The sequence below is a fragment of the Fodinicola acaciae genome, assembly GCF_010993745.1.
In the GTDB taxonomy this organism is placed as follows: domain Bacteria; phylum Actinomycetota; class Actinomycetes; order Mycobacteriales; family HKI-0501; genus Fodinicola; species Fodinicola acaciae.
In genome coordinates this window covers 987,272-1,013,034 of the sequence record NZ_WOTN01000001.1, presented here as the reverse complement: position 1 = coordinate 1,013,034, position 25,763 = coordinate 987,272, and the positions used below count along the sequence as shown (strand labels likewise).

Genomic DNA, 25,763 nt, shown 5'->3' with positions numbered 1-25,763 from the left:
CGGCATGCGGCGCGGCCTGGTGCTGGGATGCGGTGGCACGGTCGGCAGCGCCTGGCAGGTTGGGGCGCTCGCCGCGATCGAGGCGGCCTGGCAGTGGGACCCGCGTACGGCCGCGGTGATCGTCGGTACCTCTGGTGGCGCCAGCCTTGGCGCGATGCTCGGCGCCGGCGTCGGTGTCGAGGAAATGGTGGCCGGCCAGAGCGGCGAGGCCGACGCGCGCGCGTCCGTACGACATTTCTTCACGAAGCCTCCAGCGCCATTGCCGGCGCTGCCGATCGGCCTGCCGCTTGGCCGCCTCGCGATGCAAGGATTGCGCCGGCGGCGGCGGTTGATGGCGCTCGCCGGCCTGGCGCCGCCAGGTCGTACGCGTCCGGATTTTCTCGACAGGTTGACAAAAGACCTGTCGGTCACGCATCCGGCGGTGTGGCAGGTCGCGGTCGAGGTACGCAGCGGAGAGCGGGTGGCATTTGGCGCACCGGGTGCGCCGCCGGCATCGCTCTCGGCGGCCGTACGCGCGTCGTGGGCCGTCCCTGGATGGTATCCGCCGGTGACGATCGGCGGCCGGTGCTATCTGGACGGCGGCGTGTCATCGACGGCGTCGGCTGACCTCGTACGCGATCTCACGCTCGACGAGGTCCTGGTGGTCGCGCCGATGGCGTCGGCGGCGGGCGTACGGATCGGCGGCGTCGGCGGACGGCTCGAATCGGTCATGCGCAAGCCGATGAGCCGGGGTCTGGATCGCGAGATCGCGCTGCTGGAAGCCGCCGGCACACGGGTCGCACGCCTGTGCCCGTCGGCCGCCGAACTGGCCGAGATGGGGCCGAATTTCATGGATCCGCGCCGCCGGTTGCCGGCGATGCGGGCAGCTCTGAGGCATGTGCCGGCACGGCTGAGCGAAGGAGCCAGGCAGTGACGACCAGCGAATACGAGGTGGTGGTCGTCGGCGCCGGAGCGGCCGGCATCGGCGCCGCCGTGCGGCTGCGCGAGCACGGCTTCGAGGACTTCGTCGTGCTGGAGAAGGCCGCGAGCGTCGGCGGCACCTGGCGCGACAACACCTATCCTGGCTGCGCCTGCGATGTGCCGTCGCGACTGTATTCCTACACGTTCGCGCCCAATTCGGAGTGGTCGCGAGTTTTCGCGCGACAGCCGGAAATCCTGGCGTATCTGACCGACACCGCGAGCCGCTTTGGCATCATGGGACGCGTACGTCTTGGCGTGGAGGTGCAGCAGGCGCGTTGGGACGCGTCCGCGGCACGGTGGCGGCTGACGACGACCAGCGGTGACTTCACCGCTCGCGTCCTCATCGCGGCGGCCGGGCCATGGCACACGCCTCATGTTCCTGAGATTCCTGGCATCGACGGCTTCGACGGTCCGGTTTTCCACTCCTCACGGTGGGACCACGACGCCGACCTCACCGGCAAGCGCGTCGCGGTGATCGGAAGCGGCGCGTCGGCCGTACAGTTTGTGCCAGCCATCGCACCAAAAGTCGCCGAGCTGACGCTGTTTCAGCGTACGCCGCAATGGGTCCTGCCAAAGCCCGACCATCACGTGCCGGAGGTCGAGCGGCGACTGCTACGCAATCCGCACGCGCTCGCTTTGTTACGGGGTGGCGAATATCGATCGCTTGAGACCCTCGGATTCGCCTTCCGCCATCCACGGTTACAGCCGGCGTTGCGGGCGATCGGCGTCGCCAACATCAACGCGGCGATCCGTGACCGTACGCTGCGCCGCATGGTGACGCCGGCCTATCCGGTCGGTTGCACGCGACCGCTGATCTCGAACAACTACTACCCCGCGCTCACTCGCCCGAACGTACGCGTGCGCGCGAGCGGACTGGCCGAGGTGCGCGGCAACACCGTCGTCGGCGCGGACGGCAGCACCGCGGCGGTCGACGCGATCGTTTTCGGCACCGGCTTTCGCATCCTGGACATGCCGGTCGCCGAGCGCGTGTACGACGCCGCCGGCGCCAGCCTGTCCGACCACTGGCGCGGCAGTCCGCAGGCGTATCTCGGCACCACCGTCGCCGGATTTCCCAACCTTTTCCTGCTGCTCGGTCCGAGCCTCGGCACAGTGACGTCCGCGTTCGTGATCATCGAGGCGCAGCTGGCGTACGTGATGGCGGCACTGCGCCACCTGCGGACGAGCGGCGCGGTCAGCCTGCAGGTGCGCCAGCAGGTCCAGGACGCGTTCAACGCGCGCGTCCAGGCGGCTCTGCCGAAGACCGCGTACAGCGCTGGCGGATGCCGCAGCTATTACATCGACGCCAACGGACGTAACAGTTTCTCGTGGCCGTGGTCCACGAAACGGCTGACCACGCTGCTCGACCGCTTCGACCCAGACGACTATCTCGTCAACAAGGCGCTCGCCAGCGTCCAGCGCTAGTAACTCGACATTCACGCCATCCGCGACCCTCGCAAGCCGGACATTTAGCGCTCCACACGCCTTCCCGTCCCACATACTGGACCCTCGCGCCACCCATCGAGACACCACCGCAGGTCCGGCGCCCAGCCACCCTCCTGGTCCGATTTGTCCGTTCTCCCTCGTCGGGGGGAACGGACAAACCGGACCCACCCACAGACCAACCGCACACGCGCCACCCAACCCAACCAACAACGAAACCCCGCGCGCCCCTCCCCTTGAGGTCGCCCTCCGCGCAGGCGCACCACCCACCCAACGCAACAATCACGGAAAACGCACCATCAACCCGCCCCACCACTAAACCCGCCCACCACCAAAGCAGCCCAACTACCCCGACGAGCCGCCACTGCGGGCCTGTTCGCCGATCCGCCCTCCGTAACCGCCACCACTCACCGCGCTCCAAGCCATACGCCCGGACGCTCTCCAAGCCATCTACGAGGTGAAGGCGCCGCGCAGGAGGGTCTCCATGTGGTCGAGCGATGCCTTCGGGTCGATCAGGCGGCGGATGGCGAACCCGATCGCGTAGTTGACCGCCGCGTCGGCGATCGCCTCCAGCGGAAGCGTGTCGGCGACAACCTTCGGCACTACACCGCGCAGCATCTCAGCGCCTTGCGCGACGGCCGAGCGTTGCCGTTTCGCCTCCACGCTGACGAAATCCGGATCGCTGCGCGCGTCCAGCGCCAGCTCGATCTCCAGCCGCGGCCAGCCGGAGTCGGCCGCCGACTCACCCCATTTTCGCACCGCCGCAAGGGTTTCGTCGACCGGCCGGCGGCGCTCCACGATCCCCCGCAGTGCGGCCAGTTGCTCGGTCTGGATCTCGCGTACGACCAACAGCGCCAGCTCGGCTTTGCCGTTGAAGTTGGAGTAGACGACACCGGTGGAAAACCCGGCGGCGTCGGCGATCGCGGCCAGCGAGGTGGCCAGATAGCCGTCGCGCAGGAACAGCTCGCGAGCGGCGGCCAGCACCAGCTCGCGGTTGCGCGTCTGGCTTTCCGTACGGGTCATGCGCGGCATGGACATCACCGTATCGTTGACGGTATCTGGATAACATGCTTATCTGAATAACAACGATATCGCGCCGGTCGAACAGGAGCCAGGGATGGCAACGGTCAAGGACCTGCTGGCACGCCCGCTGATCAGAGGCATCACCACCTCACCGGTGAGCGGCTGGCTGGTCAACCCGCACGCGTCGGTCAGCGAGCGGCGGCTGCGCCAGGCCGTCGCCGGCCGGATCGTGGTGATCACCGGCGCCTCGTACGGTCTCGGTGAGGCGACGGCGCGGCGGCTCGGAGCTGCCGGTGCGGTCGTGCTGATGCTGGCGCGTACGGCCGAGGCGTTGGAGCAGACCGCCGCGCTGATCCGCGATGCCGGCGGCACGGCGTACGCGTATCCGACCGATCTCACCGACACCGAGCAGGTGGCCGAGACCGCCAAGAAAATCCTGGACGAGCACGGACACGTCGATGTGATCGTGCACAACGCCGGCAAGTCGATCCGGCGGTCGGTTCGGCGATCGTACGACCGGTTCCACGACTACACGCGCACCATCGACGTGAACTACCTCGGTCCGGTGAAGCTGACGCTCGAGCTGCTGCCGTCGATGCGAGCGCGTGGCCGCGGCCACCTGGTCAACGTCTCCACGATCGGCGTACGCATTCCGCCGGGGCCGCGCTGGTCGGCCTACCAGGCCTCGAAAAGTGCCTTTGACGTCTTTTTCCGCAGCATGGCGACCGAAGCCGCGGCCGACGGCATCACCACCTCGACGATCTACATGGCGCTGATGTTCACCAGGATGAGCGCGCCGACCGGCATTTTCGACAACCTGCCGGGCCTGACCGCCGACCAGGCCGCCGGGCTGGTGTGCAAGGCGATCGTCGACCGGCCGGCCAAGATCAGTCCGTGGTGGGCCGAGGCCGCGCACACGGCTTTCGCGCCGGCACAGGAAATCTGGGGTGGCGTGGTGGCTCGGCTCTATCGGCAGGGTCGCCGATGAGCGCGCGGTTGCTGCTCCAGGCGGTGCGGGTGCTGGCCGCGTCCGGCGTCCTCGATCCGCCGTGGCACCTGCCAGCGTTGGTACGCGCCCGCCGTGAGACCGGCATGTCGCCGGCCAGCCTGGTCGCGATCGCGGCGGCGCAGCGGCCGGACAACCTGGCGGTGATCGACGAACGCGGCACGATGACATACAGCCAGCTCGACGACCAGGCCGCGCGCGTCGCGAGCGGCCTGCGTACGCGCGTCGGCGACGTCCACAGCGTGGCCGTGCTTTGCCGTAACCACCGCGGATTTCTGCTCGCCACGGCTGCCGCCGGCCGGCTAGGTGCGGACGTGGTCTTCCTCAACACCGAATTCTCCGCACCGCAACTGGCCGGAGTCTTGCAGCGGATGCGGCCAAGCGTGGTGGTCGCCGACAAGGAGTTCCCGCTCGACGCACCGGCTGTCGACGTGCACGAGCTCACCGACTTTCCGCGCCACCGAACGGATCAGCCGGTCCGAGCCGGCAAGGTCACCATCCTCACCTCCGGCACCACCGGCGCTCCGAAAGGCGCACCGCGCGCGGCGAATCCGTTCGTGATGCTGCCGCCGACGGTCGCGACGCTGCGGCGGTCGCGGCTGCGCGCCGCCGAGCCGGTCATGATCGGCGTGCCACTCTTCCACGGCTTTGGTTTCGCGACCTGGTGCCTGGCCGCGCTGTTGCGCGCGCCGGTCGTGCTGCACCGGCGGTTTGATCCGGAGACGGCGCTGGCCTCGATGGCCGCTCACCGCGTCGCGGCCTTCGCTGGTGTGCCGGTGATGCTGCAGCGACTCCTCGCAGCGCCGCACGACGCGTACGACCTCACCGCTCTGCACACCGTCATCTCCGGCGGCGCGCCGCTGCGCCCCGAGTTGGCCGCGCGGTTCCAGGACGTGTTTGGTGACGTGCTGCTCAACGGATACGGCTCAAGCGAGGTCGGCATCGCCGCGATCGCCAGCGCCGCCGATCTGCGTGCCGCGCCTGGCACGGTCGGCCGTCCGTGCGAAGGCACGCCGATCCGCGTACTCGACAAGGCCGGCCAGGTCGTACGCACCGGCGAGCAGGGCGTCATCCATGTCGGCGGACCTGGCCTCGTGAGCGGCAAGGAGATGAGCACCGGCGACATCGGACATTTCGACGCCGACGGCCGCTTGTACGTCGACGGCCGCGCCGACGACATGATCGTTTCCGGCGGTGAGAACGTCTATCCCGGCGAGGTCGAGGACGCGCTCGCCCGGCATCCGGCGATCGCCGACGCCGCCGTCATCGGGGTCGACGACGCCGAGTACGGCCAGCGTCTGGTCGCCTATCTGGTCGCGCGTGACGCGCCACCGACCGCGGAAGACCTTGCCACGTATGTGAAATCGACGCTGGCGCGCTACAAGGTGCCACGCGAGTTCGTCTTTCTCGACCAGCTGCCGCGAAACGCAACCGGCAAAGTCCTGCGCCGGCAGCTCGAGCAAAAAGGCTCAGCCTCGCACCATCGCGAGGCTGAGCCTTTGTCCCCCTGACCTGGGGTCTGTTTCGACCCTAACGCGGCGCCGTGTGGTGGCGGCCGGTGTCGACAGGTGGTTCGGCGGGCACCGCGGGCGCCTTCATTTGCGCTGCCAGCTCGTCGCGTTCGCGGCTCGCCTCGGCGGCATCACGGCGCGCGCTGCGCAGGTCCTTGCGGTCAAGGTGGCGGCGGTGCGCTCCGACACCCATGATCCACAGACCGAGGAAGAACACCGCGGTGACCACGACACCGGCGAAGAACAGCTCGGCGCCGTTCACGGTGGCCACGTGGTGTCCGAATGCCATGATGTCGTGCTCCGGCATCAACGTGCCGTTGAACACCAGGCCGAGGACGACGACGGCAACCGACAGCAGGATCAGCAGCAGACCGACGATCATCGCCAGCTTCACCTCCTACAGACGGCCCTGTTCAGGACCGCTGTCTTCCGGTTACCCGGCAGCGCGGCGGCGAAACCGTTGACCATGGGAGAATCCCGTATTTCCGGCGAGAAAAATACGGGATTCTCCCATGGACAACGAAAACTATGCGGTCGCCGCCTCCGCCTCCAACCGGAGGATCTCCGTCTCGACCTGGCGCGGCAGCGGCCGCCGGTTGGCGACCGCCCACGGCAGCCGCACCAGTGCCGAGCCGAAGGCGACCAGGGCGTCGGTCGACACGACGGCGGAGCGGCCGAGCCGCAGCAGGTCGGCGAACGCGCGGCCGAGCGGCCGGCGCATCCAGCTGATCAGCAGTTGGTTGCGCAGCTCCAGCCGGCGGCGTACGGCGCCGGGCGTACGCCGCACCGGCGCGCGCCGCACCGCCAGGCTGTCCACATAGGACAACGAATAGCCGGCGGCGGCGAGGTCGTACGACAGCAGCATTTCCTCGGCGGCGAGGAACAACACCGGCGAGAAACCGCCGACAGCCAGGAATGCGTCACGGCGTACGACCGTCGTGCAGGCCAGGAAATCGGTGATCGGCACGCACGGCGTGCTGCCGCGCGGCGAGGCTGGCGCGCCGGCCTCGCGGCTGGCGATCAGGCCAAGCTCGGGATGACCGTCCAGGACGCGTGCCGCGCGGGCCAGCGCGCCGGGTTCCCACCACGAGTCGTCGTCGCTGAACGCCACATACGGCGTGGTCGCGAACTCGACACCGATGTTGCGCGCGGCCGAGCCGCGGTTTTTCGGCAGCGCGACCAGCCGTACGGACGGATACGTCTCGGCGACCGCCGCGACCGTGCCGTCCCGCGAGCCGTTGTCGATGACGATCACCGCGACCCGTCCGACCAGCCGCGACAGCGTACGCAGCAGCTCGGCGCGACGGTTGCGCGTGGCGATCACGACGGTCAGGTCGGTCGTCTCGACCGGCGTGGAGGCAATCTTCACGGCATTGCTGATACCCGCCAGGCGAAACGCCAAACGTCCGAGTCAGCACTACTTTGGGTGAGCTGGCTCTCGCATCAGCGCAGCCGTGCCGGCCGTCGCCACCAGCAGCGCCGCAGCCAGCCAAAACGCGATCCGTACGGCGTGCAAGGCTCCGGCGTGCGCGTTGGCGACGTAGGCGCTGCCGAGGATCGCGACGCCGATGGTCGCGCCGAGTTGCTGGACGGCGTTGAGCAGCCCGGCCGCGGAGCCGACCTCCTGCGGACCGACCGCGTGCAGCGCGGAGGTGAAGAACGCCGGTGTGAACAAGCCTACGCCGACACCGACCATCGCGAGCGCGAACAACAAAGGCGTCGGATAGGCGGTCGGACTGGCGGTCGCGTACGCGCCGATGGCGCCGAGGATGCCGAGCAACAGCACGGAAAGGCCGGCGAACATCACGCGTTTCCCAAACCTTGGGACCAAATACGCTCCGGCGATCCAGGAGGCGATCCCCATCGCCACCGACCACGGCAGCAGGCTGAGTCCGGCGGTCAGCACGTCGGCGCGTAGTCCGAGCTCCAGCTCCACCACGACCACCAGCGACAACCCTGTGGTGACAACGAAAAACATTCCCAGGGTGGTCATTGCCGCCGGGAACACACGGCGCGCGAACAGGCTCACCTCCACCAGTGCGTCACGTTTTCCGCGCTGGTGAAAGGCAAATCCGACGAGTACGGCGAGGCCGGCGACGACCGATGTCCAGCCGAGCGCCGACATTTCGGTGCCCACCAGCGGATAGACGATCAGCACCGTGCCGATCATGGCCAGCGCCGTGCCGACCAGGTCGAGCCGCGGCGGTTTCGGCGCGCGATCCTCGACCAGCACCGGCGCGATCGCCAGCACTGCCAACGAAAGTGGCACGTTGACCAGGAACACCGACCGCCACGACGAGCCGAAGAGATCCGCGTGTGTCAGCACACCACCGAGCACCGGACCGCAGACCGCGGCCAACCCCATCACCGGGCCGATCGTGCCGAGCGCACGCGACATCTCCGGCCCCTGGAACATCGCCTTGATCAGGCCGATCGTCTGCGGGATGATCATCGCCGCCGCGGCGCCCTGCAGCACGCGAAACGCGATCAGCAGACCGACCGACGGCGCCAGCGCGCACGCCACCGACGCGAGCGCGAACGCGCCGACGCCGATCCGGAAGACGCGCCGCCGGCCGACCAGGTCCCCCAACCGGCCGCCGGTGATCAGCAGCACCGCGAACGGCAGCGTGTACGCCGTACCGAACCACTGGATGTCCGACACCGCGCCGCCCAGCTCAGCGTGGATCGTCGGCCCGGCGACCTGCACGATCGTCGAGTCGAGCAGGTTCATCGCCTCGGCGGTCAGCAGCGCGCCCAGCGCCAGCCACCGCCACCGGTACGCCGTCCGCGCCGGCGACATCAACACCGTCATCGTTCCTCCTCGTCCGACCACACGCTGCGGTCGGACGACCCGGAACGCCAGCCGTCGCGCGTACGCCGCCGGTTTTCGCCATCCAGGCAACGCCGGACGGCGATTTCCGCCATGGCGACGGATCCGCCGGACTACCTCAGCGCCGCGATGGCCTGGCCACCGACTCCCGCTGGATCACCTGCGTCGGCAGCACCACACTTTTCGCCGGGCCAGACGGATTCGCGATCCGGTCGAGGAGCAGCCGCGCCGACTCCAGACCCAGGTCATAAAGTGGAATGCGTACGGTCGTCAGCGACGGCCGTTGCTTGTCGACAAACGGCATCTCGTTGAAGCCGGTCACCGAGATGTCCTCCGGACAGCGCAGGCCGCGCTGGTTCATCACGTCATAGCAGCCGAGCGCGATCAGGTCGTTGCTCGCCACGATCGCGGTCAGGTCAGGTGTCGCGTCGAGCAGCCGCGCGGTGGCCAGCCGGCCGGACTCCTCGGTGAAGAAGTCGCAGAACTCCACCGGGCCGGTCAGGTCGTACGAGGCCATCGCGTCCTGGAACGCGCGATAGCGGTCCCAGCCGGTCGACACGTCACGCGGCCCGGCCAGGTGGCCGATCCGCCGGTGTCCGAGCTCGTGCAGCAGCCGAACGAGCGCGTACACCCCGGCCGGTCCGTCGGCGGTCACTGACGGCGTGTCGCCGACGTCCGTGCGCCGGTTGACCAACACGACCGGCACCGTGCCGTCCAGCGGGATGCCGCCGCGGTGACTGGTGGCCAGGATGAAGCCGTCGGTCTGCCGGCCGCGCATCGTCGCCACCAGCTCACGCTCGCGGTCGGCATCGTCGTCGGTGTTGCCGAGCAGCGCCATGTAGCCGGCCTCGGCCAGGCCGTCCTCGATCCCCCGCACGATCGGCGGAAACATCGGGTTGCGCAGGTCCGGGATGATCACGCCGGCCACCGACGACGTGCGCGTACGCAGGCTGCGCGCGGCCGAGTTCGGCGCGTAGCCGAGCGTCCGCGCGGCCTCGACGACCCGTTGCACGGTCCGCGGACTCACCTTGTCGCGCGTACGCGGATTAAGCGCACGGCTCGCGGTGGCCGCGTGTACCTTCGCCAGGCTGGCGACGTCGCGGATCGTCGGGGCTCTGTCCATCGGCGGTCCTCACGGGTGGCGCAATCGATTGCGGCCCAATCTGCCGCCGCCGGCCCATGACGTCAAGCCCGCCAGCAGGCAGTTCTCAGTCAGGCCGACGGGAGAACCGCCGCGGAAGAACGTACCAGAGCAGCCCGAACCACCCGGCGGCTACCAACCCCGCGGCAATCCCGACAACCCTCCCCAGCACGACATCCATGATCAGCAGGATGCCGCAGCTGATCGCCGCCAGCATGACCGCGAGACCGGCGCCGGCCAGCCGGTTGGAGGCCGTCACGACCGCCGCCTTGCGGCCTTTGCCGAATAGCGCGCGGTGATACGGCACCGGCGCGATCAGCAGCGCGGTGGCCACAGCGCACAGCAGCAGTGTCACGACGTATGTGCCGCGCTGGAACGCGTCGAGTGCGCTGAACCGCGCCTGGAACGGAATCGTCAGCAGGAACGCGAAAAGAATCTGGATGCCGGTCTGCGCGACCCGCAGCTCCTGCAGCAGCTCGACGAAGTTGCGGTCGGCGCGCTGCGCCGGCGTCTCGTTGCGTCCATAGCCGTTCTCCGGCGTCGGACGCGTCTCAGTCACCACGTCAAGCTAACCGCGGACCAGCCAGTGCGCCATAGTCGCGGTTTACCCGGTTCGGCGGCGGGTACGTACCGGCACGTGAGGTTTTCGACGGATCGGCTGCGTACGACGCACACCGGCAGCCTGCCGCGGCCCGCGTCGCTGGTGGCGGATCTGGACGCGGCCGACCACGGCCGGCCAGCCGCCGACCTCGATGAACGCATCCGTGCCGCGGTCGGCGAGGTCGTACGCAGGCAAGTCGAGGCCGGCATCGACATCGTCGGCGACGGCGAGGCCAGCAAGATCAGCTACTCCACGTACGTGAAGGAGCGGCTCGACGGCTTCTCCGGCACCGCCGAGCCGGGTCCGCCAGCGCCGGACTTCGAGGACTTCCCGGACTACATGCGGTCCCGTACGACCGGCGGCATGCCGGCGCGACCGGTGTGCACGGGCCGCATCCGCTATCGCGGCCAGCAGGCCGTACGCGCCGACATCGCCAACCTCCGCGACGCGCTCGCCGAGACGCCGGCCGACGGCGCGTTCATGACCGCCGCGTCACCGGGTGTCGTCGCGCATTTCCTGCCCAACCGCTATTACGAGACCGACGAGGCTTATCTGTGGGCTCTGGCCGACGCGATGAAGGTGGAGTACGACGAGATCCACGCGGCTGGCCTGGACCTGCAGCTCGACTGTCCCGACCTGACCGCCTGGCACCGGTTTCGCGACGACCTGCCGGCCTTCCACCGGCGGCTGGCGACCCGGCTGGAGGTCATCGGCTATGCCACCCGGGACATTCCGCCGGACCGGCTGCGGCTGCACCTGTGCTGGGGCAACTACGAGGCGCCACACACGCGCGACATCCCGCTCGCCGAGATCCTGCGACCGGTGCTCGACGCGCGACCGGCGGCGATTTCCTTCGAGGCGGCCAATCCGCGGCACGCGCACGAGTGGACGGTCTTCGAGGATGTCGAACTGCCGGAGGACAAGATGATCCTGCCTGGCGTCCTGGACTCGACCACCAACTACGTCGAGCATCCGGAGCTGGTCGCGCAACGGCTCGAGCGGTACGCGGCGCTCGTCGGCCGGGAGCGGGTCGCCGGCAGCAGCGACTGCGGCTTCGCGACGACCGCCACGTCCGCGCGCGTACATCCGACCGTCGTGTGGGCCAAGCTCGCGGCACTGGCCGAGGGCGCGCGGCTCGCGTCACAGCGTCTCTGGAAGGGATAGCCACCGTGGACGGACCGATCAGGACACCGCTGGCACGTGGTTTCGTCGCGTCCATCAGAAAACTCGAACAGGACCGGGACCTCAGCGCGATGCACGGCCTGTTTTCCGACGATGCCGCGCTGACCCGGCTCGGCCGCACCGACAAGGACCTCGACGCGTTCTGGTCGGCGTATCTGGCCGACTGCCCGGACGCCAACACCACCTTCGTCGACGCGGTCGAAGACGAGCACGGCGCCGCGCTGGAGTTTCACAGCGAGGCCGCCGGCCGCACGTACACCGGCGTCAGCCTGCTCGGCTTCGCCGGCGACCGGATCGTCAGCCTGCGCACCTATTACGACACTCCGCCTGGTCAGGAGGATGACCGATGACCTGCGAACACACCAACCACCACATCGCCGAGGTGGTGACCGAGGACCACCGCGGCATCCGCGAGCTGATCACCGCGCTGGAGGTGGCCGACTGCGAGCCGACCCGCCGCCGGCGGCTGATGGACGACCTGATCGGCGAGCTGTCCCGTCATCTCGCCGCCGAGGAGCAGGTGCTCTATCCGGCGGTCCAGCGCAAGCTGTCCGCGGAGGAGGCAGAGACCGGCATGGCCGAGCACACCGGCATCACGTACGTCCTCAAGTGCCTGGAGCGGATGCCGGCCATGGAGCCGCGTTTCGACGTGCTGCTGACCGAGCTGAGCGGCCGCGTACGCGCCAACTTCCGCGTCGAGGAGGACATGCTGGCGACGCTGACCGACGCCTGCACGCACGAAGAGATCGCCGACCTCGGCCGCCGCTTCCGCACGGCCCGCCAGACCGGTCCGACGCGCCCACATCCGGCCGCGCCACACACGCCGCCGGCCAACTGGGTCGTCGACCCGGCGCTGGCCGCCGTCGATCACCTGCGCGACGCCGTACGTATCAGGGAGGTCTGACATGCGTTTCCTGGCCAGGGCACGGCACATGCCGGCACGGATCGCGACCGGTGCGTTCATCCTCAACTCCGGCATCAGCAAGCTGAACGCCGACGAGGAGACGGCCAAGCAATATCACGGCATGGCCACCGGCACCTACCCGTTCCTGTCGCAGCTGGAGCCGCGGCAGTTCACCAAGCTGCTGGCCAACAGCGAGATCGCACTCGGTGCCGCGCTGCTCCTGCCGTTCGTACCGACGGCGCTGGCCGCCGCCGGACTGACCGCGTTTTCCGGCGGGCTGCTGGGGCTCTACCTGCGTACGCCGGGCATGCGTGAGGCCGGCAGCCTGCGGCCGACCGCCGACGGCATGCCGATCGCCAAGGACGTGTGGATGCTCGGCATCGGCATCGGTTTTCTGGTCGACGCACTCACCGACGACCAGGACGGCTAGTAGAGTGTCGGTTCCTGGCCGCCAAGGCCAGACTTACGTTACATGGTTCAACAGTCGAGCGCCCCCTAGGCCGGCGCCAGCCACACTGATGTCCGGTTGTTGCGCAACCACACCACAGCGGCCGCGATCATCACTCCTCGAAGAGCAGCCTTTCCATCCGCGCCAACAGATCCTCCGCCTCCACCGGCTTGGTCACGTAGTCGCTGGCGCCGGAGGCGAGGCTCTTGGCCTGGTCGCCGGCCATCGCCTTGGCGGTCACCGCGATGATCGGCAGCTCGGCGTATTTGGGGATCTCGCGGATCGCGGTGGTCGCCGCGTTGCCGTCCATCTCCGGCATCATCACGTCCATCAGGACGAGGTCGATGTCGCCGTTGGCCAGCACCGCCTCGACGCCTTTTCGGCCGTCCGGCGCGTGCAGCACGCGCATGCCGTGCAGCTCCAGGATGCCGGTGATGGCGAAGACGTTCCGGGTGTCGTCGTCGACGACGAGCACCGTACGGCCGCGCAACCGGTCATGTCCTGCGGCTGGCACGACCTCGGTGTCGACCGTCGTGGACATCGTCGTGGACTCAGCCGCGTCGGTGACCAGGCCGGCGATGCGCTGGCGGAGCTGGTCGAGCGAGCCGAAGACCTCCACCGACTCCGGCCGGTCGTCCAGCACCTCCTCCGCGCCACCTCCGGCATAGCCGAACAGCGTCAGGCCGTCCAGATCCGGTCCCAACTTGTCCAGGAAGTCCAGCGCGGTCGCGGCCGGCGGGTCGAGGTTGAGGACGACACACGAGTACGAGCCGGAGCGCAGCGCCTCGATGGCCGCCTGACTCTCGTTGAGCGTCGTGACCGTCGCGTCGGCGTCGCGGCGCGCGTTGGTCACCGCACTGTGCGCCAGCACCGACAGCAGCCGGTTGTCGTCCTCCTCCAGCACCAGCACCATCGGCCGGCGTAGCGCGTCCTGCACGTCCAGGATCGAGCCGAGATACTCCACCCCGGTCACGCCGGCCGGCTGAGCCCAGCCGACCTCCACCGGCAGGTACAGGCTGAACGTGCTTCCCTTCCCCAGCTCGCTTTCCGCGCGGATCTCGCCGCCGAGCAGGCCGGCGATCTGCCGGCTGATGTTGAGCCCCAGGCCGGTGCCGCCATAGCGGCGGCTGGTCGTGCCGTCGGCCTGCTGGAAGGCGTCGAAGATCGACACCAGGTTCTCCTCGGCGATGCCGACACCGGTGTCGATCACCGAGAACACCACGTGCGGGCGCTCGGCCGCGGCCGGCAGCTCGGCCGCATCGGCGCGGCGTACGCGCAGCTCGACGCGGCCGCTCTCGGTGAACTTCACCGCGTTGGACAGCAGGTTGCGCAGCACCTGCCGCAGCCGCTGGTCGTCGGTCACCAGCCGCGCCGGCACACCGGGCTCCGCGGTGATCGCGAACTCCAGGCCCTTCTCCAGGGTGAGCGGCCGGAACGTCGTCTGCACGTATTCCAGCAGGTCCTGCATCGGGAAGGCCTCGGCGTGAACGGCCATCTTGCCGGCCTCCACCTTGGACAGGTCCAGGATGTCGTTGATCAGCTGCAGCAGGTCGGAGCCGGCCGAATGGATCACGGTCGCGTACTCGACCTGCTTCGGCGTGAGGTTGCCGTTGGGGTTCTGCGACAGCAGCCGCGCGAGGATCAGCAGGCTGTTGAGCGGCGTACGCAGCTCGTGCGACATGTTCGCCAGGAACTCCGACTTGTACTTGGAGGCCAGCGCCAGCTGCTGCGCGCGCTCCTCGATCTCGCGCCGCGCGTGCTCGATCTCGATGTTCTTGATCTCGATGTCGTGGTTCTGCCTGGCCATCAGCGCCGCGCGGTCGGCCAGCTCGGCGTTGGAGTGCTGCAGCTCCTCCTGCTGTGCGCGCAACTCGGCTGCGAGCCGCTGCGACTCGTCCAGCAGGTCGTCCGTACGCGACGCGGCGATGATCGTGTTGACCGTGACGCCGATCGTCTCGGTGAGCTGCTGCAGGAAGTCGCGGTGCACCTGGGTGAACGGGTCGAAGGCGGCCAGCTCGACGACACCGAGCGTCCGGCCTTCGAACACGATCGGCAGCACGATCAGCGTCGCCGGCGCCGCCTCCCCCAGGCTGGAGGAGATCTTGAGGTAGTCCGGCGGCGTCTTGTCGACCAGGATCGGCTTGCCGGTCCGCGCCGCCTGGCCGACCAGCGACTGGCCGAGGTCGACCCGCGACAGCCGAGCGGTGTCGTCGTGGCCGTAGCTGCCGATCAGCTCCAGCTGCGTACGCTCCTCGTCGGCGATGGCCAGGAAGAACGTGCCGTACTGCGCGCCGACCAGCGGCACCAGGTCGTCCAGGATCAGGCCGGCGACCGTACGCAGGTCGCGCTGGCCCTGCATGAGGCCGTTGATGTGCGCCAGGTTGGTCTTCAGCCAGTCCTGCTCGACGTTGGCCCTGGTGGTGTCGCGCAGCGACTGCACCATCTGGTTGATGTTGTCCTTGAGCTCGGCCAGCTCGCCCTGCGCCTCGACCGAGATCGTCCTGGTCAGGTCACCGGTCGCGACAGCGCTGGTCACCTCGGCGATCGAGCGCACCTGCCTGGTGAGGCTGTCGGCCAGCTCGTTGACGTTTTCGGTGACGCGCTTCCAGGTGCCCGAGGCGCCTTCCACCTCCGCCTGGCCGCCGAGCCGGCCTTCGCTGCCGACCTCGCGGGCGACTCGGGTGACCTCGGTGGCGAACGCGCTCAGCGTGTCGATCATGGTGTTGACCGTGGTCTTCAGCTCCAGGATCTCGCCGCGCGCGTCGACGTCGATCTTCCTGGTCAGGTCGCCCTGTGCGACCGCGGTGGTCACATCGGCGATGTTTCGCACCTGACGGGTCAGGTTGTCGGCCATCGAGTTGACGTTTTCGGTGAGGTCCTTCCAGGTGCCGGCGACGTTCGGTACGCGCGCCTGGCCGCCGAGCATGCCTTCCGTGCCGACCTCGCGAGCGACTCGCGTCACCTCGTCGGCGAATGCGCCAAGTGTGTCGACCATCGCGTTGATCGTCTGTGCCAGCGCGGCGACCTCGCCCTTCGCGTCCACGACGATCTTCTTGGACAGGTCGCCGCGCTCCACCGACGTGGCCACCTGCGCGATCGACCGCACCTGCGTGGTGAGCCTGGACGCCATGACGTTCACGTTCTCGGTCAGGTCTTTCCAGGCGCCCGAGACGTTCGGTACGCGCGCCTGGCCACCGAGGATGCCGTCCGTACCCACCTCACGCGCGACTCGGCTCACCTCGTCGGCGAAAGCGGAGAGCTGGTCGACCATCGTGTTCATGGTCTCCTTGAGCTCCAGCACCTCGCCGCGCGCGTCGACCCGCATCTTCTGCGACAGGTCGCCTTTCGCGATCGCGTTGGTGACCTGCGCGATCGACCGCACCTGGTCGGTCAGGTTGGCCGCCATGACGTTCACCGAGTCGGTCAGCGCACGCCACGTACCACCGACGCCGGGCACCTGCGCCTGGCCGCCGAGCCGGCCGTCCGTACCGACCTCGCGCGCGACACGCGTGACCTCGTCGGCGAAGGCGGACAGCTGGTCCACCATGGTGTTGATGGCGTTCTTCAGCTCCAGGATCTCACCGCGCGAGTCGACGGTGATCTTCCGCGACAGGTCGCCCTGGACGACCGCGGTGGCCACCTGTGAGATCGACCGCACCTGGTCGGTCAGGTTGAGCGCCATCAGGTTCACCGAGTCGGTCAGCGCACGCCACGTACCACCGACGCCGGGCACCTGCGCCTGGCCGCCGAGCTGGCCTTCCGTACCGACCTCGCGGGAGACACGGGTCACCTCGTCGGCGAAGACCGACAGCTGGTCGACCATCGTGTTCAGGGTGTTCTTCAGCTCAAGGATCTCGCCGCGCGCGTCGACGGTGATCTTCTGCGACAGGTCGCCGCGGGCCACCGCGGTGGCCACCTGCGCGATGTCGCGCACCTGGCCGGTCAGGCTGCCGGCCATCGCGTTCACCGAGTCGGTCAGGTCCTTCCAGGTGCCGGACACGCCAGGTACGTCGGCCTGGCCACCGAGCTGGCCGTCCGTGCCGACCTCGCGCGACACCCGGGTCACCTCGGAGGTGAACAGGTCGAGCTGGTCGACCATGCCGTTGAAGACCGCCGCGATCTCGTCGGTCAGCTCGTCGCCGACCAGCGGCAGCCGGGTACGGAAGTCGCCGTCGCGTACCGCTGTCAGGCCGGCCAGCAACTGCTGCAGGCGCAGGTCGTTGAGCGCGGGCTCCGGCGCGTCCACCGGCAGCCGCCGGGCCGCGGTCTTGGGTCCCGTGTCGATGTCTGTCACGGACATCCTCCTCTGCTCGGCGTGCGGCACCGTTCCCGCACAACCCCTTGCGCCACGCGTTAGGCAGGTGGAACCTACTCGTCATGCGTTCACCGGCTCGTGTCCGGTCTTCTGCCTCAAAAGGCAGACCCGACCTCAAGACTGGCAGAAGTGAGCCGGATGTTCAGTAGATACCGGTCGACTTACGCCGTATGCGGAGTCCCGTGGTGACCGACGAGGACGATCGTGACCTGCGCCGGCTGACCGAGCTGGTCGCCGGCCAGCAGGCCGAGATCGCCAAGCTGCGGACGGCCGCCGGCACCGACAAGGTCCTCCACCTGGCCTGCGGGGTCCTGGTCCAGCAGCTGCACTGCACGCCGGCCGAAGCCAGCCGGCAGTTGCTGGAGCTGGCCAATCGGTCCGGCGTGCCCCCGACCGAGCTGGCCGCCGACCTGGTGGCACAGGCCGCCGGCGTGCCGGTGCTCAGCGACACGCGCACGGTGAGCAGCGACGATGTCCCCGAGCCAGAGCCGGCGGCGCCGCGTACGACCACCTCCGGCCACGATATCGCCGACGCGGTGCTCGACGAGGTCAGCCGCGGCACCGGGGCGGCCGGCGCGATCCTCTGGCGGCTCAGCCCGGACGGCGCGCTGGTCCTGCTCGGCCAGTCCGGCCTGACCAGCGCCGACCTGGCGCGTTTCCGGCACATCCCGGCGCCGATGGACACGCTCGGCCAGCGGGTCGTCCGCCGCCGCGAGGCGATCTGGCTGACCGAGGCCGACGCCGCCGACGTGCCGCTGACCGGCCAGTGGCGCGGCGGCCGGGCGGTCGTGCCGCTGATCGGCCCCACGCTGCTCGGCGTGCTGGAGGTCTGCTGGGCCGAGCCGATCGCCGAGTTTCCGGCCAGCCTGCGACGGCATCTGACCAGCGTCGCCGAGCTCTGCGCGCGTACGCTCGACCTGCGCTCGGGCGCCGACCGGGCCTGGTGGCCGGAGGCGCTGCTGGACGGCGTGGTCGACTCCGGCATGTTCCTGCACGCCGTACACGACGGCGACGAGGTGACCGACTTCCAGATCGACCATGTCACCGAGCTGTTCGCCGACCCGGCCGGCCGACCGGCCAGCCAGCTCACCGGCCAGCGGCTCGCCGCCGTCTACCCCGGCCTGGCCGTACGGCCGCTGTTCGACCAGCTGGTGTCGGTGCTGCGGTCCGGCACCGCCTACCGCGCCGACCATCTGCGTACCGTCGACATCCTGCCCACCGCCGCGCCTGGAGTCGTACGGCTGCGCGTGACGCGGTTCCTCGACGGCCTGGTGATCGCGCTGCAGGCCCACGACAGCACGGTGAAGCTCGGAGAGATGCTCGGCAACGTACAGCGGCTCGGCCGGATCGGCGGCTGGGAATACCAGGTCGCCGACGGCCGGGCCAGCTGGACCGGCCAGACATTCATGATCTTCGGCGTCGACCCGTCCGACGACCCGCCGACCATGGACGACCTGCGGCGGTGGATCCATCCGGACGACTCGCCTTACCTGGACGCCTTCCTCGACCTGCTGCTGGAACAGCGGCAGCCGGCCTCGACCACCATCCGGCTGGTGCGCGAGGACGGCACCGTACGCCAGCTGCGTGCCTCCGCCGAGCCGGTGGTCACCGCGACCGGCGAGCTGGTGTCCGTACGCGGCACGTTCCAGGACGTGTCGTCGCACTACCACACCGAGATCGCGCTTTCGGCGACGCAGGACCAGCTGGCCGACACCGAGGACCAGATGCGCCAGCAGGCACGCATCGCGCTCCAACTGCAGCGTGCGATTCTGCCGCCGGCCGACCATCCGCTGCACCTGGCCGGCCTGGAAGTCGTCATGCGCTATCAGCCGCCGGAGGAGGAACACAAGGTCGGTGGCGACTGGTACGACGCGCTGGAGCTGCCCGGCGACCGAATCCTGATCACCGTCGGCGACGTGTCCGGCCACGGCATCCACGCGGCCACCACGATGGTCGCGATGCGCAACGGCCTGCGTGGCCTGGCCGTCACCGGAGCCGCGCCAGCGCAGCTGCTGTCCTGGCTCAACGCGATGCTGCTGCAGCTCTATGGCGGCACGGCGGCGACCGCTGTCTGCGGTCTCTACGACCCGGGCACGCGTACGATGCGCTGGGCCCGCGCCGGCCACCTGCCGCCGCTGCTCGTACGCGATGGCGAGGCCAGCATGATGCGCCAGCCGGCCGGCATCCTGCTCGGCGTCAAGCCGGACGCCGCGTACGAGGAGGCCACCGTGCGGTTGGAGCCGGGTGACACGCTGGTCATGTACACGGACGGCCTGGTGGAGCGGCGACGGGAGATCCTCGACGACCGGCTGCGGCAGCTGATCGACACCGCCAGCCGGCCGGTGCCGGACGTGGAGAAGTTCGCCGACGAGCTGATGCTCGGCGCGGACGGCAGCGAGGACGACACCTGCGTCCTGGTCATCAAGGCCGGCTAGTGTCCCGACGCGGGACACTAGCCGACGACGCAATCGGATTCCGATTGCGTCTTCTGATGTGGCCTGACCTGCGTCTTCTCCTCACCAGGCAGCATTCGGACACGCCGCGCGGCGCCCCATTGTCACCTTCTCGCCCTTCTGGATCGATACAGCAGGTCAACAAGGTGACATCCGGGCATCTCGTCGAGGTCAGATCGACAGCGTCTTCAGGCTGTCCGCCGACCACCACAGGGTGACGGTGGTGCCGCGTTCGGTCGCGTCGATGTCGGTACGCGTGGCGAGCCGCCGCATCAACAGCAGGCCGCGCCCGCGTACGCCGGGATCGGCCGGCAGCGGCCGCCACCGGCCGAAGTCGGTCACCGTGATGTTCACCGCGGCGCCCGACCCACCGTCCGGCTCGCACACCGCACGCAGCTCCAGCGCACCTCTCACGTTGCGATACGCGTGGTCGACGACGTTGGCCATCGCCTCGTAGCTGGCCAGCACGATCACCTGCGCGGCCTGCGGACTCAGCCCGGCCGACCCGGACCAGGCGGCCAGCTCGTGCCGCAATGCCGGCAGCTCGCCGGCCAGGGCCGGCACCCGGTGGTAGAGATCGGAGACCATCGGCGTTGTACGGACCGGCCTGACGTTGCCGTCAGTCCGCGCCGAGAGCCTCCTCCCGGGTCGGATAGATCGGGATGACGTCGATCAGGCCGGTCAGCTGCATCGGCCGCAGGCTCACCGGGTTGAGCGCCACCACCCGGAAACGCACCTGCGACCCGGCGTACTGATGGCAGCGGACCAGCACCGCGATGCCGTCCGACCCGAGGAAGGTCACCTCGTCGATGTCCAGCACCACCGTGCCCGGACGCTCGTCGAGGGCCTTGATCACCGCGGCCTGCACCGCTGGGGTGGTGGTCATGTCCATGTCGCCGGCGACGCTGAGCACGGTTGCCTCGCCGAACTGCTCCACCCGGATGGCGACCTCGTTGCTAGCTCGCACGGATTCTCCGGAGGTCATATTGACATTTTGCCTCAGTACGCGCGGTCACGAAGCAGCCCCATGCCGGCGCAAAACCAGCAGGGCGATGTCGTCCTGAGCCACCTCGTGACCAACCATGGTCGCCATGATTGTCGCGCAGAGCGCGTCGGCGCGCTCGACGTGCACGGTGCGCACCAGCTGTCCGAGGCCACGGTCGATGTCCTCGCCGCGCCGCTCGACCAGTCCGTCGGTGAACAGGCACAGCACCGCGTCCGACGGCATCGCGAGCTTGGTCGCCCGGCGCCGCCGTCGCGCGTGTACGCCGACCGGCGGATCCACCGGTACGTCAGTCAAGGACACCGCGGGCTCGCCGGCAGCGGCCAGGACCGGCGGCAGGTGGCCGGCGAGCGAGATCCGCACCTCGCTCAGGTCCGGCTCGAACACCGCGTAGAGGACGGTCGCCATCGCGCCGGCCTCGAAGTGGCGCGCCTTCGCGTCCAGCCGCTCGAGCACCTCGGCGGGGTCGTCGTATTCCAGCGCGTACGCGCGCAGAGCGCTGCGCAGCCGGCCCATCACCACCGCCGCCGGCAGGCCGTGACCGGCCACGTCTCCCATCACCGCGCAGAACCGGCCGGACTCCAGGGTGAACACGTCATACCAGTCGCCGCCGACCGCCTCGTCGGCGCCGGGCACATAGCGTGCCGCCAGCTCCAGCCCGACCACCTGCGGCAACCGGCCCGGCATCAGGCTGCGCTGCAGGGCCCGCGCCGCCTTGCTGTCGTCGCGCGCCTGCTCCGTACGAAGCACCAGCGCGATCCGGTCGGCGACCATCTGCAGAAGGTCGGCGTCGTCCTTGCTGAACGCGCGCTCCTTGCGGGTGCCGACGTGCAGCACGCCGAGCATGCTGTTCTCGGCCAGCAGCGGCACGCCGAGCACCGAGCGGATGCCGGCCGCGATCAGCGCCGGGTTGACCACGTTCGTGCTGGTCACCCGCTCAAGCATGACCGACCGCCGCTCGGCGGCGACCCGGCCGGCGAAGCCGGCGCCGACCGGCACCCGGGCCGCCTGCTCGACCTCTTCCTCAAGGCCCCTGGAGACCGTCGCCACCAGATAGCTGGACCCGGCCTCGACCTCAAGGATGGTCACCGTGTCGGCGGCCAGCGCCTCGCGTACGCGCTCCAGCAACTCGACCACGAGCTGCTCGGCGGGCAGCCGGGTCAGGCCAGCCTCCATCACGGACTGGATCTGCTGGAGCCGGCCACCGGCTCCCGGCGACAGGACCTCCGGCACAGCCGTACATTAGCGCTTCTCCGGCGCAAAGTGGCGGTCAGCCGGCCGGCCGCGGCACGTCACCTCGCCAGCCGCCGGTGGCCCGGCCGCGCGCCTCCACGAACTCCTTGAACCGGGTCGCGTCGGTCTTGATCTGGATCGTGTCGGCCTGTACGGCACTGCCGACCTTCTCGGCGACAGTCGAAGGTTCCCACTCCAGCTGGACGGTGATCCTGGTCTGGTCGTCGTTGAGCCGGTGGAAGGTCACCACACCGGCGTGCTGGACGTCGCCGCCGGTGCTCTTCCAGGCGATCCGCTCGTCCGGATGCTGCTCGGTGATGACCGTGTCAAACTCGCGTTTCTGGCCGACGATCGAGACGTCCCAGTGCAGATGCGTGTCGTCGACCTGGGTGACCGACTTGACCCCCTGCATGAACGCCGGGAAGGTCTCGAACTGCGTCCACTGGTCGTACGCCTCGCGGATCGGCACCTCGACGTCGAACGACTCCTGAACCGTACTCACTTTTGGTTTCTCCTTTCGCTGTCCGCCCCCGCATACCCGATGGACCAGCCGGGTATGCGGGGAAACGAGAAGTGAGAGGAGATCCTGATGTCCGATATCGAAGGACGACCTGACCCGGTGGCGCCGGACGCGTCGCATCCCGACCGGCGGCCGGCCGCCGGCGGGTCACCCACGCCGGACACCGAAGCGCCCGGCGCGCGCGAACCATCGGACGACCGGCCGGCCAGCGATTACGGCAACACCGAGCACGAGAACGCCGACGACGTGCTGAACGGCTGAGCGTTTCGGGCCGGGCGTTTCGGCCGGCACCGGCGGGGTATCCACAGATCGCCGAGTTTTTCCGCCGCGACCGGAAAGGTGGTCGAGCCGTGGAGGCGCCGCTGACCCTGCACCCGTTCGGCGATGACGAGTACGTCGCCGTCTTCCAACCAGGGGACGTGATCCGGCACCTTTCGCTGTGTCCGCAGGCAAAAGTGATCGCACAGCTGGGTGCGGTGGACGCCGACGAGCTGGTCCACCAGGCGCTGGAGCTGCTGCTGGAGTCCTGGGAACCCGAGCAACTGCCGGAAGATCTCGACCTGGCCGAGCTGGCGATCGCCGATCCGGCCTTCCTGCCGGCGTTGCGGACACGGCTGGCGGACTAGCGATGTCCAGTCTCTACGATTGGCGCCGGCTCCGCGAGATCGAGCGCGACCTGCAGCAGAGCGACCCGGTCTGGGTGGCCAGGTTTCACCGGATGGCAGCGAGATCCGATGTCGCCTGGCACGGCCGTACGGAGATCCGCATCATGTTGCTCGGCCTCGCACTGCTGGTCACCCTGTTCGGCGGCATCGCCGGCAACCTTTTCTTCGTGATCCTCGGGCTGGCCGGCGCGGCCGCGGTCGGCGCACTGTGGGTCGCGGACCGCCGGCGGCGCCGCGAACCATTTTGAGAGCCCGTTGGCTCGGAGAGGACATCATGAGCCGATACGGCTACACGCTGATGACCGAGCAGTCCGGACCGCGAGAGCTGGTCCGCTATGCCGCTGGCGCGGAGAAGGCCGGCTTCGACTTCGCGGTCATGAGCGACCACTATTTCCCTTGGCTGGCAACACAAGGACACGCGCCGTACGCGTGGAGCACGCTCGGCGCGGTCAGCCAGGTCACCAGCCGGATCGACCTGATGACGTATGTGACCTGTCCGATCATGCGCTATCACCCGGCGGTCGTCGCGCAGAAAGCCGCGACCGTGCAGCTGCTGTCCGACGGCCGTTTCACTCTCGGCATCGGCGCCGGAGAAAACCTGAACGAGCACGTCGTCGGACGCGGTTGGCCGCCGGTCAACACGCGCCACGAGATGCTCGGCGAGGCGATCGACATCATCACCAGGTTGCTCGGCGGAGACGACGTCACCTATCGCGGACGGCATTTCAACGTCGACTCCGCGCGGCTCTGGGACCGGCCCGACGGCGGCGTACCGATCGCCACGGCTGTCTCCGGTGAGCAGTCGATCCGGCTGTTCGCACCGAAGTCCGACGCCATGATCGCGGTCGAGCCAACCGCTGAGCTGGCCGAGACGTGGGACGCGGTGTCCGGCCGTACGGCCGACCGGAAGATCGGCCAGCTGCCGATCTGCTGGGACCGCGACCGGGACAAGGCGATCGCGCGAGCGCACGACCAGTTCCGCTGGTTCGCCGGCGGCTGGAAGGTCAACGCCGAGTTGCCGGGACCGGCCGGTTTCGCCGGCGCGACGCAGTTCGTACGTCCCGAGGACGTCGCCGACAACATTCCCTGCGGACCAGACACCGACGCCATCGTCGAGGCCGTTTCCGCATTCGCGGACGCCGGGTTCACCGATGTCGCGGTCGTACAGATCGGTGACGAGAGCCAGCTCGACTTCCTGTCCTACGCCGAGTCCGAGCTGCTGCCGGCACTTCGTGGCTGAGGAACGCCGAACGGGCGGTCAGGAGGCCTTCCTGACCGCCTTTTCCAGCTCCTCGCGGGACATCTTCGACCGGCCGGGAATGTCGAGTTCCTTGGCGGTCTCCATCAGCTCCTTCTTGGACACCGCCGCCGTCGCGCTCTTTTTCTTGCGCCGCGTGACACTCGCGCGCAGCGCTTCCAACAGGTCCACGGCTTCGGTCGGCTCGGGCGGCTCGTCGGCCACTTTCGCCTTGCGGCCCTTGGCCTTGTCGCGGATCAGCGCGTTGACCTTTTCGGTGTAGGTGTCCCGGAAGTCCTCCGGTTTCCACTCGCCGCTCATCGACTCGACCAGCCGCTCGGCCATGTCCAGGTCCTTGCCGCCGCGCTTCTTTGGCGCGTTCTCCACGACATCGGCCGGATCCCGTATCTCGTCGGCGAAAAACAGCGTGTCCAGCGCGAGTACGTCACGGTCCGGCCGGATGACCGTCAGATACTGCTTGCCGCGCATGACAAACAGCGCGACGCCGGCCTTTCCGGTGCGGCTCATCGCCTCCAGCAGCAGGAAATACGGCCGCTCGCTGTCCTCGCCGGCCGGCGCCAGCCAGTAGGTCTTCTGGAAGTAGATCGGGTCGATGTCGGCCAGGTCCACGAAGGTGTCGATCTCCAACGAACGGGACCGGCCAGGAGCGATGTCGTCCAGTTCCTGCTGCTCCAGTTGGACGAGCCTGCCACCGACCTCGCGGCCCTTCACGATGTCGGCGTAGTCGACCTCCTGGCCGGTACGCTCGTTGACCCGCTGATAGCGGATCCGGTCCGTGCTGTCCCGTTCGTACTGGTGGAAATGCACGGTGTGGTCCTCGGTCGCGGTGAAAAGCGCGACCGGGATCGTCACCAGGCCGAAGCTGATCGAGCCGCTCCAGATCGGCCGTGGCATGTCAGCGACCCAGCGCCCGCTGCAGCTCCTTCTTGGTCATGTTGGAGCGGCCCTTGATGTTCTTTTTCTTCGCCTCGTTGTAAAGCTGGTCACGGGTCGGCCCGCCGGGCCCCTCTCGTCGGCCGGACCGCTTGCCACCGCGGTGCTGTGGCGACACGTCCTGCGTCGAAGTTTTGCTTGCCTGGCGCGACTCTCCGCTCTGCGCGCGGTTCTTGTTGACCGTACGCGCCGCGATCTCCTCCGCGCGGCTCTCGCTCGCGCCGCGGTCCTTCTGCGAGTCCTTGATGTGCTCGTATTGCCGCTCTCGTTTGTCGCTCCACGCCTGCTGCGGCATGATTCCTCCTCTGCTCAACGGCACTACGTAGATCGACTTACC

26 protein-coding genes are annotated in these 25,763 nt (G+C 68.9%); 13 read left to right on the top strand and 13 right to left on the bottom strand.

Annotated features, from left to right (window positions below):
- The first annotated feature begins 4 nt into the window (after positions 1-4).
- Both GNX95_RS04655 and GNX95_RS04650 read left to right on the top strand, forming a co-directional pair.
- On the top strand, positions 5-913 hold the full coding sequence (locus tag GNX95_RS04655; RefSeq protein ID WP_163505903.1) for a patatin-like phospholipase family protein: 909 nt from the start codon (positions 5-7) through the stop codon (positions 911-913).
- Positions 910-2,382 (top strand): flavin-containing monooxygenase, encoded by a 1,473-nt coding sequence (locus tag GNX95_RS04650; protein ID WP_163505902.1) that lies wholly within the window; start codon positions 910-912, stop codon positions 2,380-2,382. The genes GNX95_RS04655 and GNX95_RS04650 overlap by 4 nt, the downstream gene beginning before the upstream one ends.
- Before the next feature lie 468 nt (positions 2,383-2,850).
- Here GNX95_RS04650 and GNX95_RS04645 read toward each other — a convergent pair whose 3' ends face one another.
- A complete protein-coding gene (locus tag GNX95_RS04645) occupies positions 2,851-3,432 on the bottom strand; it encodes a TetR/AcrR family transcriptional regulator (protein WP_163505901.1) in 582 nt (193 codons plus the stop codon).
- An 85-nt stretch (positions 3,433-3,517) separates the two neighbouring features.
- On the opposite strand from GNX95_RS04645, the gene GNX95_RS04640 reads away from it, so the two are divergent.
- Together GNX95_RS04640 and GNX95_RS04635 are read left to right on the top strand one after the other, a co-directional pair.
- Positions 3,518-4,411, top strand: a complete 894-nt coding sequence (locus GNX95_RS04640; RefSeq protein WP_163505900.1) for an SDR family NAD(P)-dependent oxidoreductase — start codon at positions 3,518-3,520, stop codon at positions 4,409-4,411.
- Positions 4,408-5,940, top strand: coding sequence for an AMP-binding protein (locus GNX95_RS04635; protein ID WP_163505899.1), 1,533 nt, complete (start codon positions 4,408-4,410; stop codon positions 5,938-5,940). The genes GNX95_RS04640 and GNX95_RS04635 overlap by 4 nt, the downstream gene beginning before the upstream one ends.
- Positions 5,941-5,959: 19 nt before the next feature.
- Here the strand turns inward: GNX95_RS04635 and GNX95_RS04630 are convergent, their stop codons facing one another.
- The 5 genes from GNX95_RS04630 to GNX95_RS04610 all read right to left on the bottom strand — a co-directional run bounded on the left by GNX95_RS04630 (position 5,960) and on the right by GNX95_RS04610 (position 10,470).
- Positions 5,960-6,334, bottom strand: coding sequence for a hypothetical protein (locus GNX95_RS04630; protein ID WP_163505898.1), 375 nt, complete (start codon positions 6,332-6,334; stop codon positions 5,960-5,962).
- 132 nt (positions 6,335-6,466) lie between these two features.
- Entirely contained in the window at positions 6,467-7,309 is an 843-nt protein-coding gene (locus GNX95_RS04625) for a glycosyltransferase family 2 protein (protein ID WP_222853392.1), read from the bottom strand.
- A gap of 48 nt (positions 7,310-7,357) precedes the next feature.
- Positions 7,358-8,752, bottom strand: coding sequence for an MFS transporter (locus GNX95_RS04620; protein ID WP_222853391.1), 1,395 nt, complete (start codon positions 8,750-8,752; stop codon positions 7,358-7,360).
- Between the two features lie 136 nt (positions 8,753-8,888).
- A complete protein-coding gene (locus GNX95_RS04615; RefSeq protein ID WP_163505897.1) occupies positions 8,889-9,893 on the bottom strand; it encodes a LacI family DNA-binding transcriptional regulator in 1,005 nt (334 codons plus the stop codon).
- A gap of 85 nt (positions 9,894-9,978) precedes the next feature.
- On the bottom strand, positions 9,979-10,470 hold the full coding sequence (locus GNX95_RS04610) for a DUF6328 family protein (protein ID WP_163505896.1): 492 nt from the start codon (positions 10,468-10,470) through the stop codon (positions 9,979-9,981).
- Between the two features lie 78 nt (positions 10,471-10,548).
- Here GNX95_RS04610 and GNX95_RS04605 point away from each other — a divergent pair, with 78 nt between their 5' ends.
- Genes GNX95_RS04605 through GNX95_RS04590 form a run of 4 tightly spaced genes read left to right on the top strand, consistent with a single transcriptional unit; the run spans position 10,549 to position 13,028 of the window.
- Positions 10,549-11,676: a cobalamin-independent methionine synthase II family protein gene (locus GNX95_RS04605; protein ID WP_187369596.1), complete on the top strand. Its 1,128-nt coding sequence runs from the start codon at positions 10,549-10,551 to the stop codon at positions 11,674-11,676.
- Positions 11,677-11,681: 5 nt separating this feature from the next.
- The gene (locus tag GNX95_RS04600; RefSeq protein WP_163505895.1) at positions 11,682-12,044 is read left to right on the top strand and encodes a nuclear transport factor 2 family protein; all 363 of its coding nucleotides are present in this window, start codon (positions 11,682-11,684) and stop codon (positions 12,042-12,044) included.
- Positions 12,041-12,598 (top strand): hemerythrin domain-containing protein, encoded by a 558-nt coding sequence (locus GNX95_RS04595; protein WP_163505894.1) that lies wholly within the window; start codon positions 12,041-12,043, stop codon positions 12,596-12,598. The genes GNX95_RS04600 and GNX95_RS04595 overlap by 4 nt, the downstream gene beginning before the upstream one ends.
- Before the next feature lies 1 nt (position 12,599).
- Positions 12,600-13,028, top strand: a complete 429-nt coding sequence (locus GNX95_RS04590; protein ID WP_163505893.1) for a hypothetical protein — start codon at positions 12,600-12,602, stop codon at positions 13,026-13,028.
- 130 nt (positions 13,029-13,158) lie between these two features.
- On the opposite strand, the gene GNX95_RS04585 is transcribed toward GNX95_RS04590, so the two are convergent.
- Positions 13,159-17,340, bottom strand: coding sequence for a HAMP domain-containing protein (locus GNX95_RS04585; RefSeq protein WP_246281507.1), 4,182 nt, complete (start codon positions 17,338-17,340; stop codon positions 13,159-13,161).
- A 206-nt stretch (positions 17,341-17,546) separates the two neighbouring features.
- On the opposite strand from GNX95_RS04585, the gene GNX95_RS04580 reads away from it, so the two are divergent.
- A complete protein-coding gene (locus tag GNX95_RS04580) occupies positions 17,547-19,796 on the top strand; it encodes a SpoIIE family protein phosphatase (RefSeq protein ID WP_163505891.1) in 2,250 nt (749 codons plus the stop codon).
- 189 nt (positions 19,797-19,985) lie between these two features.
- Here the strand turns inward: GNX95_RS04580 and GNX95_RS04575 are convergent, their stop codons facing one another.
- Genes GNX95_RS04575 through GNX95_RS04560 form a run of 4 tightly spaced genes read right to left on the bottom strand, consistent with a single transcriptional unit; the run spans position 19,986 to position 22,552 of the window.
- The gene (locus GNX95_RS04575; RefSeq protein ID WP_163505890.1) at positions 19,986-20,402 is read right to left on the bottom strand and encodes an ATP-binding protein; all 417 of its coding nucleotides are present in this window, start codon (positions 20,400-20,402) and stop codon (positions 19,986-19,988) included.
- A 31-nt stretch (positions 20,403-20,433) separates the two neighbouring features.
- The gene (locus GNX95_RS04570) at positions 20,434-20,781 is read right to left on the bottom strand and encodes an STAS domain-containing protein (protein WP_163505889.1); all 348 of its coding nucleotides are present in this window, start codon (positions 20,779-20,781) and stop codon (positions 20,434-20,436) included.
- 45 nt (positions 20,782-20,826) lie between these two features.
- A complete protein-coding gene (locus tag GNX95_RS04565; RefSeq protein ID WP_222853389.1) occupies positions 20,827-22,050 on the bottom strand; it encodes a PP2C family protein-serine/threonine phosphatase in 1,224 nt (407 codons plus the stop codon).
- A 37-nt stretch (positions 22,051-22,087) separates the two neighbouring features.
- A complete protein-coding gene (locus tag GNX95_RS04560; RefSeq protein ID WP_222853388.1) occupies positions 22,088-22,552 on the bottom strand; it encodes an SRPBCC family protein in 465 nt (154 codons plus the stop codon).
- Between the two features lie 87 nt (positions 22,553-22,639).
- On the opposite strand from GNX95_RS04560, the gene GNX95_RS04555 reads away from it, so the two are divergent.
- The 4 genes from GNX95_RS04555 to GNX95_RS04540 all read left to right on the top strand — a co-directional run bounded on the left by GNX95_RS04555 (position 22,640) and on the right by GNX95_RS04540 (position 24,475).
- Positions 22,640-22,831 (top strand): hypothetical protein, encoded by a 192-nt coding sequence (locus GNX95_RS04555; protein WP_163504681.1) that lies wholly within the window; start codon positions 22,640-22,642, stop codon positions 22,829-22,831.
- 89 nt (positions 22,832-22,920) lie between these two features.
- Positions 22,921-23,196: a hypothetical protein gene (locus tag GNX95_RS04550; protein WP_163505887.1), complete on the top strand. Its 276-nt coding sequence runs from the start codon at positions 22,921-22,923 to the stop codon at positions 23,194-23,196.
- 2 nt (positions 23,197-23,198) lie between these two features.
- Positions 23,199-23,483 carry a DUF3040 domain-containing protein gene (locus GNX95_RS04545; RefSeq protein ID WP_163505886.1) on the top strand — a complete coding sequence of 95 codons (285 nt, stop codon included), beginning with the start codon at positions 23,199-23,201 and terminating at the stop codon, positions 23,481-23,483.
- Positions 23,484-23,509: 26 nt separating this feature from the next.
- Positions 23,510-24,475 carry a TIGR03557 family F420-dependent LLM class oxidoreductase gene (locus tag GNX95_RS04540; protein ID WP_163505885.1) on the top strand — a complete coding sequence of 322 codons (966 nt, stop codon included), beginning with the start codon at positions 23,510-23,512 and terminating at the stop codon, positions 24,473-24,475.
- 18 nt (positions 24,476-24,493) lie between these two features.
- On the opposite strand, the gene ku is transcribed toward GNX95_RS04540, so the two are convergent.
- Both ku and GNX95_RS04530 read right to left on the bottom strand, forming a co-directional pair.
- A complete protein-coding gene (gene ku, locus GNX95_RS04535) occupies positions 24,494-25,387 on the bottom strand; it encodes a non-homologous end joining protein Ku (protein ID WP_163505884.1) in 894 nt (297 codons plus the stop codon).
- 1 nt (position 25,388) lies between these two features.
- Entirely contained in the window at positions 25,389-25,721 is a 333-nt protein-coding gene (locus tag GNX95_RS04530; RefSeq protein WP_163505883.1) for a type II toxin-antitoxin system RelE/ParE family toxin, read from the bottom strand.
- Between the last annotated feature and the right edge of the window lie 42 nt (positions 25,722-25,763).